We start from the raw sequence: 7,341 nt of genomic DNA, 5'->3' as shown, positions 1-7,341 counted from the left end.
CACTTCAGGGTAGCGCGCTCCGCCTATATGGATTACTCTTATAATCAGTATTATGTAATATTAGTATTCATGCCGAGATAACGCGTTCCCGTATGATATCAATGTCTTCCGGTGAATTTCTGAACTGTGATCCCTGCCGCCTCCAACGCGCGGCGCACGGATTTCGCGATGCCCACCGCTTCGGGTGTGTCGCCATGCAGACAAATCGTGTCGATATGAGTTTCGATCCGCTTTCCGCTTTCGGTGATGATCGCCCCAGCCTGCACCATTTCGACCATGCGCGGCCCTGCGATCGCCGGATCATGGATCACAGCGCCTGGCAAGGATCGGTCCACCAGCGTTGCATCGTCATTATACGCCCGGTCAGCAAAGATTTCGCCAGCCCAGGCGCATCCCAGCGCGCGCACGGCTTTCTCCTGCGCGGTTCCTGCCAGAACCATGATGATCGCTTCCGGCGCAACCGACAGCGCCGCGTCATAGCAGACACGCGCCAAATGTTCGTCTTCTGACGACATGTTGCTGAGCGCACCGTGCAGTTTTACATGGCGCATTTCAGCCCCCATCGCGCGCGCCATGCCAAGGTTTGCGCCCACCTGATAGCGGATCAGATTGCAAAGTGTCGCGTCGGACAGCTTGATCCGGCGGCGCCCAAAGCCCTGAAGGTCCTGAAATCCGGGATGTGCGCCGATTCCCACGCCGTTTTCATGGGCTTTCTGCATGGTCGCGGCCATGACATCCGGGTCGCCCGCATGAAAACCGCACGCAATATTGGCCGATGTGACGACATCCAGAAGCGCGGCATCATCACCCATAACCCAAGGACCGAAACTTTCGCCCATATCGGCGTTGAGATCGACTGTATTAGTCATTGGACGACTCCTCTTACGCTACCTGAATGAGTACCGGTATCAGATTATTTTCCAACGACAAATTTGCATTTTCTCCGGATTCTTCACCTGCATCACAAAGCTTCAAGCCGTCAGTCGCGTCTTCAAGCGGTCATCTTCATGCCCGGTCATGAAGCCGTTTCATGACAATCGGCGTGAGGTACATCGGGATTTGATAACAGCCGATGAAAATCAGCAATGGCTCAACCACCTCTTCGGGCAAAGCGATCAGAAACAGCGCCACGTTCCGATTGCCGGAAATCATCGAAAAGGCGACGCGCGCCCGTCCTTTATATACATAAAAAGCAATAACTTGTAGCCCGACATTCAAGCAAAACACAGCAACAGCCCAGCCGGCAAGGCGCATTGGCTCGGTGCGCAGCAATGGCCCTACGGCTGACATCAGCCCGATCACGATCACCGCCAAGGCAAGTGCGTTCAACCCGTCAACGGCGCGTTCTTGCATTGGCCCGATGCGATCTGCCGACAAATGCCGCGCCGCAAAGCCCAGCCCGACCGAAACAAGGATCACCCCGACAAGCAGCGCAGAAGCGCGCAGCCCCTCTGCCCTACCCAGTTGCGGCAACGACCAGAAAACCGGCAGCACCAGCACCGGAAAAAGCGCGGTGCCAAGAACAAGAATGCGCATGGCCGGGGCCGGATCGGCCCCATTCATGATCGCGAAATTCGGTGCACCCGTGACGGAAGGCGCTGACAACATGAGGATGACAGCCAGCAAGAACGGCGTGATCGGCATCTGAAAGACAAATAGAACAGCCAGAAGCCCCATCGGTAACACAAGCTGCAGAACCAGGACCTGAGCCAGCACCCCTGCCCCGGTCGTCAGCCCACCAAACGCGCGCGGCGCGCCGACCCTGAAAGCCGTCAGACATAGCAAAAGCGCCACCAGAAACGGCAGATAGGGTTTCATCCAAGCCGCCAACCCAGGCAGCGCCAACCCCGCCAGAAGCCCCAGTACCAGACAACTGCGCCCAAACCGCGCGACCTGCGCCAATGCGCCTGCAAGCATGCCGGTTCGAGGGTGAATCTGGATATCCATGCAAGGAGTGTGCCCCAAGCCCAGGTCTTGCGCCATGACCGCGTCTTGCTTCGCCAATCCTTCATGCGCCACGTGGCCGGCATCGAAATGCCACAATCGGGCGATGATTGCCCGTTAGGACGCTCTGCTCAGGCTGGACAGGCCAATGCGCTGCGGTCTAACAGGGAAGGGAAGAACGGATGGAATTTCAATGACGTCGGTACTTGTCCTGAACGGGCCGAATCTGAACCTGCTGGGACGGCGCCAACCCGAGGTTTACGGCGCCACCACCCTGGCGGAAATCGAAGCGATGTGCCGCGATCACGTGGCCGACTGGGGCTGGTCCTGCGACTGCATCCAGTCGAACCATGAAGGCGCATTGATCGACGCGATTCACGCCACGATTGGCCACCATGACGGTCTGGTGATCAATGCCGGGGCCTATACACATACCTCAATCGCTTTGATGGATGCCATCGCCTCGGTCGAGGTGCCGACGGTTGAGGTGCATTTAAGCGATATCCACGCCCGCGAGCCGTTCCGGCATGTGTCCTATATCGAAAAAGTGGCGCTGGCGCAGATCTGCGGCAAAGGGCCCAAGGGCTATGTTGAGGCGCTGGATCTTCTGAAGACCCATCTTGAGACGGAGGGCATGTGATGACGCTTCGGTCTTATCTGCAATACGTCACGAACACCAAGACAATGGAGGAGCTGTGGGCCGCCCATTGCGAGAAGATGGCGGAATATGGCTTTGACCGGCTGCTGTACGGCTTTACCCGCTATCGCACCAATACGTCGCTGGGCGATCCCGAGGATTTCATCATCCTGACCAATCACGATCCGGAATACACCAAGGTGTTTCTGGGTGAAGGTCTTTATTTTCACGCCCCCATGACTCGCTGGGCGCTGGATCATGAAGGTGCCGGCAGTTGGCGGCTGGTGGGTGACATGTTCGACAACCGCGTGCTGACACCGGAAGAGCAGCGTGTGGTGGCCTTCAATCTTAAAATGCAGGTGACGGCGGGATATACGGTCAGCTTCAAATCGGTCTCTGTCAGGACAAAGGGCGCGATCGCGCTGACGGCGAAGCCCGGAATGAGCCAGGATGACGTGGACGCCATCTGGGCGGAGCATGGCCGCGACATTCACCTGATGAACAATGTCGCGCATCTGAAGATCATGACCCTGCCCTATTACGGTCCGAACCGCGCGCTGACGCCGCGCCAGCGCGAGGCGCTGGAATGGGTGGGCGACGGAAAGACCACGCAGGATATCGCGGTTCTGATGGGGCTGACCTCGGCCACAGTGGAAAAGCACCTGCGGCTGGCCCGCGAGGCCTTGTCGGTGGAAACCACGGCGCAAGCGGTGCTGAAAGCGGCGATGCAGAACCAGATGTTTGTTCTGGAAGCGTAGGGCTGAGGTTATTGTGATGAAAAATCAGGCGGTTGGACTGAATCTCCCGGGAAAGTGACCCAAGGTAAGGAATCCATTACTTTCGGATGCGCGCGCAAAAACGCATCCTGATGCTGTTCCGTGAGTGGTGGCTTTTGCCAAGGGAACATCCAAGACGCATCCTTGTGATTACTGGGCTCTGCGTTTTGTCCGGTTTTTCCCCGGAAGCCGGCCCGGCTGTGTATTCATCCGCAGTTCGGGCCGGATCTTTGACAGGTCCGACCATCCCCAAAATGCAAGGGCCGTCACCCCGGGGTCGCATCGCTGATGCGGCCCCTTTTCTTTGCCCCTGCCTCGTTCCGCCAAAAGAAAAGCGCGCCGGTTGCCCGACGCGCCGTTCGTTCATGCAGTAAGGAGTGTCCTTAGCCTTGCGCGGCTTTGGCGACTTCGGCTGCGAAGTCTTCCTTTTCAACCTCGATGCCTTCGCCCACTTCCAGGCGCACAAAACCTGTGATGGTGGCTCCAGCTTCTTTCGCGGCATCGCCCACGGTCACGTCGGGGTTCACGACGAATTGCTGGTTCAGCAGGGTGCTTTCAGCCACGAATTTGTTCATACGGCCGATGATCATCTTTTCGATCACCTGCTCGGGCTTGCCGGATTCGCGGGCGATATCCATCTGAACCTGCTTTTCCTTCTCGACCATGGCCGGATCCAGATCAGCTTCGGACAGGGCGGCCGGGTTCACGGCGGCGATGTGCATCGCAACCTGCTTGCCGAATGCCTCGTCACCGCCATCCATGGCGACCAGAACGCCGATTTTGCCCATGCCGGTGGTGGCCGCGTTGTGAATGTAAGACACGACCGACCCGCCCGAGATTTTCGCCATGCGGCGCACGGACATGTTCTCGCCGATGGTGGCGATCTTGTCGGTGATCACATCGGTGACGGTCTTGCCGCCCAGATCGGCTGCTTTCAGCGCCTCGACATCGTCGACGCCTGCTGCGGCGGCTGCGATCTTGCCAACCATCTCCTGGAATTCGGCGTTTTTCGCCACGAAGTCGGTTTCCGAGTTCACTTCGACCGCGACACCGGTGCCACCGTCCACATGCACAGCCACCAGACCTTCGGCGGCGGTACGGCCGGATTTCTTGGCGGCTTTCGCCAGACCCTTGGTGCGCAGCCAGTCAACCGCGGCTTCCATGTCGCCATCGGTTTCGGTCAGCGCTTTCTTCGCATCCATCATGCCTGCGCCTGTGCTGTCGCGCAGTTCTTTCACCATTGCTGCTGTGATTGCCATCTCTTGGCTCTCCTCAAATCGAATTGGGGTTTGGGGCAGGTCTTGGCCTGCCCCATATGTCAAATCCGTGACAGGTGCGGATCAGCTTTCCGCCGGGGCTTCCTCGGCGGGGGCTTCTTCTGCGACGACTTCTTCCACTGGGGCTTCTTCCATCGCGCCCACATCGACGCCTGCGGCGCCCAGCTGCGCGCTCATCCCGTCGAGCGCTGCGCGGGAGGCCAGATCGCAGTAAAGCGCGATGGCGCGGGCTGCGTCGTCATTGCCGGGGATGATGTAGTCCACACCATCGGGCGAGCAGTTGGTGTCGACCACGGCCACAACCGGAATGCCCAGCTTGTTGGCTTCAGCCACGGCGAGGGCTTCTTTTTTCACGTCGATGACGAACAGCAGATCGGGCACGCCACCCATTTCGCGGATCCCGCCCAGCGAGGCTTGCAGTTTGCCCTGGTCACGTTCCATGCCCAGACGCTCTTTCTTGGTGAGGCCTTCGGCGCCTTCGGCCATGGCTTCGTCGATCTGCTTGAGGCGCGAGATCGAGTTCGACACGGTCTGCCAGTTGGTCAGCGTGCCGCCCAGCCAGCGGTGGTTCATGTAGTATTGCGCGCATTTCTCGGCCGCCTCGGCGATCGGCTGAGCCGCCTGACGCTTGGTGCCGACAAAGAGGATGCGGCCGCCTTTGGCGACGGTTTCACGGATCACGTTCAGTGCCGCGTCCAGCATCGGGACGGTTTGCGTGAGGTCCATGATATGGATGCCATTGCGCGCGCCATAGATGAACTCGCTCATGCGCGGGTTCCAGCGTTGCGTCTGGTGGCCGAAGTGAACGCCAGCTTCCAGCAGCTGACGCATGGTGAACTCAGGAAGAGCCATGCCTTTTTCCTTTCCGGTTTAGCCTGAGCGGGGGTGCGACGCGGGATGCGCCAACCGGCGGACCTTTGGGGATGTCTCCCCCAAACGGCCCAACCCCGCCTGCGGAGTAAGTAGGCGGGCGTATAGGGGGGTTTCAGGGCAATGGCAAGCCCGGTTTTACCGGCGTGTTTTTGGCGTGTCGACGGCGGTCTGGGGTATTTGCAGCCAGAAAGAAGCAGGAGGGGTTATCCGGCTTCGGGAAGGGCGTTTTGGTGGGTGATGCGGATGGCGTTTTCCAGATACGCGGCAAGCGCCTTGCGATCGGGGAAATCGGCCACGCGGACGGGGGGTAGGTAGTGCACCTCGACCGCGCCCTGCCGTGGGGCTGCCAGGGTTTTCAGAAGATGCGGTCCGAACTCCATATCGCCCCACCAGCCGTAATAGTGAGCAGGCGCGCCTGCAGGGGCGCGGTAGATCACGGCCACGGGTTGAATATGCATGTGATCGCGCAGGGCATCCGCATAGAAGGCCGCGAACAATGTCGTTTTGAAGGGCAGCACGCGTAAACCGTCGGTCGAGGTGCCTTCGGGAAAGAACAGAAGCTTGTGGCCTGCCATCAGGCGGGCCTGGAACAGCTCGGTCTGTTCGCGGGCGCGCCGGGGGTTGCGTTCGATGAAGACGGTTCCCGTGGCGCGCGCCAGCCAGCCGATGCCGGGCCAGTTCGCAACTTCGGATTTCGAGACGAAATAGATCCGTTTGCGCGCATTCAGCGCGAAGATATCCAGCCAACTGGCATGGTTCGCCACCACGGCGCCACGCTCGTGCATGAGCGCCCCGTAGGAGGAAAAGCGCATGCCCAGAATGCGGAAGGCGTTCCGGCAGACAAACTGGGTGATATGCGGCGTGACGGGCCGGTGCAGACCGCACAGCGGCCGTTCAAACAGGCGGACAAGCAGCAGGATGGCAAGACAGCCAAAGACCAGCGTACCCAGAACAAGCCCGCGCGCCACAACACGCAGCCAGCCCAGCGGCGTAATGCGCACGGGATCGGGCACGGTGTCGCTGTCCCAGGTTTGGCTCATGCCCCCTCCCGCATGTAAAGCTTGCGCTGGCGTTCGTTCATCCGTGCGGTGTCCAGCACCAGGCAGACATCGGTGGTGTTGAAGGCGTGGTCAATCCAGGCCCCCTGCCCCACAAAGCCACCCAGACGCAAATATGCCTTGATCAGCGCGGGCACCTCCAGCATCGCCGAACGGCGATTGATCTGATCGGGGGCAAGCAGGTTCATGTCCTGCGCCGCATCGGGTTTGGCGATCGGGCGTAATTCGGGCGGGGCCAGATGGCTGTGGTGCAAAAGCGACAGCGGCTGGGCCAGCGCGGTCACATCGGTGCCATGGAAGCTGGCCACGCCGAACAGCACCTCGATTTCGTGCCGGGCCACATACTCGGCCAACCCGGTCCAGAGGTGATACATCGCAGTGCCGCCGCGGTAATCCTTGTGCAGGCAGGATCGGCCCAGCTCAAGCAGGCGCCTGCCGCTTTGGCGCAGGGGTGTGAGGTCATATTCATCCTCGGAATAGAACTGACCGGCTGCCTCAGCGCATTCCCCGCGCAGCAGGCGGTAGACGCCCACCACCTGCCCCGTCGCGTTATCGGTGGCGATCATATGATCGAAAAACGGGTCGAAACGGTCGCGTTCAAGGCCCGCTTCGTGATCCACCATCACGCCGCCACCGCCCAGTTCACGCACGAAAACATCATATCGCAGCGCCTGGGCCGCGCGCAGCTCATCCGCTGTGTCTGCGATTTTGACGGTGAAACCGGGGCCTTGATCAGGCATGAGAGGCGGCGCCTTGCGCGAAAGGGATCGACGTTC

At 60.0% G+C, this 7,341-nt stretch carries 8 protein-coding genes; 2 read left to right on the top strand and 6 right to left on the bottom strand.

Going from position 1 to position 7,341, the window contains the following annotated elements:
- Window positions 1–98 precede the first annotated feature (98 nt).
- Both TR61_RS12495 and TR61_RS12490 read right to left on the bottom strand, forming a co-directional pair.
- A complete protein-coding gene (locus tag TR61_RS12495) occupies window positions 99–869 on the bottom strand; it encodes a LamB/YcsF family protein (protein WP_050930410.1) in 771 nt (256 codons plus the stop codon).
- Between the two features lie 136 nt (window positions 870–1,005).
- Entirely contained in the window at window positions 1,006–1,947 is a 942-nt protein-coding gene (locus tag TR61_RS12490) for a hypothetical protein (protein ID WP_245626883.1), read from the bottom strand.
- A gap of 190 nt (window positions 1,948–2,137) precedes the next feature.
- Between TR61_RS12490 and aroQ the strand changes: the two genes are divergently transcribed.
- Entirely contained in the window at window positions 2,138–2,584 is a 447-nt protein-coding gene (gene aroQ / locus TR61_RS12485) for a type II 3-dehydroquinate dehydratase (RefSeq protein ID WP_050930409.1), read from the top strand.
- Window positions 2,584–3,339, top strand: coding sequence for a LuxR family transcriptional regulator (locus TR61_RS12480; RefSeq protein WP_050930408.1), 756 nt, complete (start codon window positions 2,584–2,586; stop codon window positions 3,337–3,339). The genes aroQ and TR61_RS12480 overlap by 1 nt, the downstream gene beginning before the upstream one ends.
- Before the next feature lie 401 nt (window positions 3,340–3,740).
- Here the strand turns inward: TR61_RS12480 and tsf are convergent, their stop codons facing one another.
- From tsf to olsB, 4 genes are all read right to left on the bottom strand, one after another.
- Window positions 3,741–4,616: a translation elongation factor Ts gene (gene tsf / locus TR61_RS12475; RefSeq protein WP_050930407.1), complete on the bottom strand. Its 876-nt coding sequence runs from the start codon at window positions 4,614–4,616 to the stop codon at window positions 3,741–3,743.
- Between the two features lie 81 nt (window positions 4,617–4,697).
- Window positions 4,698–5,486: a 30S ribosomal protein S2 gene (rpsB, locus tag TR61_RS12470; RefSeq protein ID WP_050930406.1), complete on the bottom strand. Its 789-nt coding sequence runs from the start codon at window positions 5,484–5,486 to the stop codon at window positions 4,698–4,700.
- Between the two features lie 224 nt (window positions 5,487–5,710).
- Window positions 5,711–6,547 (bottom strand): lyso-ornithine lipid O-acyltransferase, encoded by an 837-nt coding sequence (olsA, locus tag TR61_RS12465; RefSeq protein ID WP_050930405.1) that lies wholly within the window; start codon window positions 6,545–6,547, stop codon window positions 5,711–5,713.
- Entirely contained in the window at window positions 6,544–7,305 is a 762-nt protein-coding gene (gene olsB, locus TR61_RS12460; RefSeq protein WP_050930404.1) for an L-ornithine N(alpha)-acyltransferase, read from the bottom strand. The genes olsA and olsB overlap by 4 nt, the downstream gene beginning before the upstream one ends.
- Window positions 7,306–7,341 lie beyond the last annotated feature (36 nt).

The organism is Aestuariivita boseongensis, assembly GCF_001262635.1.
GTDB lineage: Bacteria > Pseudomonadota > Alphaproteobacteria > Rhodobacterales > Rhodobacteraceae > Aestuariivita > Aestuariivita boseongensis.
The sequence above is the reverse complement of the archived record's forward strand: the minus strand, read 5'-3'. Positions and strand labels throughout refer to the sequence as shown.

Coding starts and splice junctions, on each gene's coding strand:
- TR61_RS12495 (WP_050930410.1), bottom strand. CDS start 869: ATGACTAATACAGTCGATCTCAACGCCGATATGGGCGAAAGTTTCGGT.
- TR61_RS12490 (WP_245626883.1), bottom strand. CDS start 1,947: ATGGATATCCAGATTCACCCTCGAACCGGCATGCTTGCAGGCGCATTG.
- aroQ (WP_050930409.1), top strand. CDS start 2,138: ATGACGTCGGTACTTGTCCTGAACGGGCCGAATCTGAACCTGCTGGGA.
- TR61_RS12480 (WP_050930408.1), top strand. CDS start 2,584: ATGACGCTTCGGTCTTATCTGCAATACGTCACGAACACCAAGACAATG.
- tsf (WP_050930407.1), bottom strand. CDS start 4,616: ATGGCAATCACAGCAGCAATGGTGAAAGAACTGCGCGACAGCACAGGC.
- rpsB (WP_050930406.1), bottom strand. CDS start 5,486: ATGGCTCTTCCTGAGTTCACCATGCGTCAGCTGCTGGAAGCTGGCGTT.
- olsA (WP_050930405.1), bottom strand. CDS start 6,547: ATGAGCCAAACCTGGGACAGCGACACCGTGCCCGATCCCGTGCGCATT.
- olsB (WP_050930404.1), bottom strand. CDS start 7,305: ATGCCTGATCAAGGCCCCGGTTTCACCGTCAAAATCGCAGACACAGCG.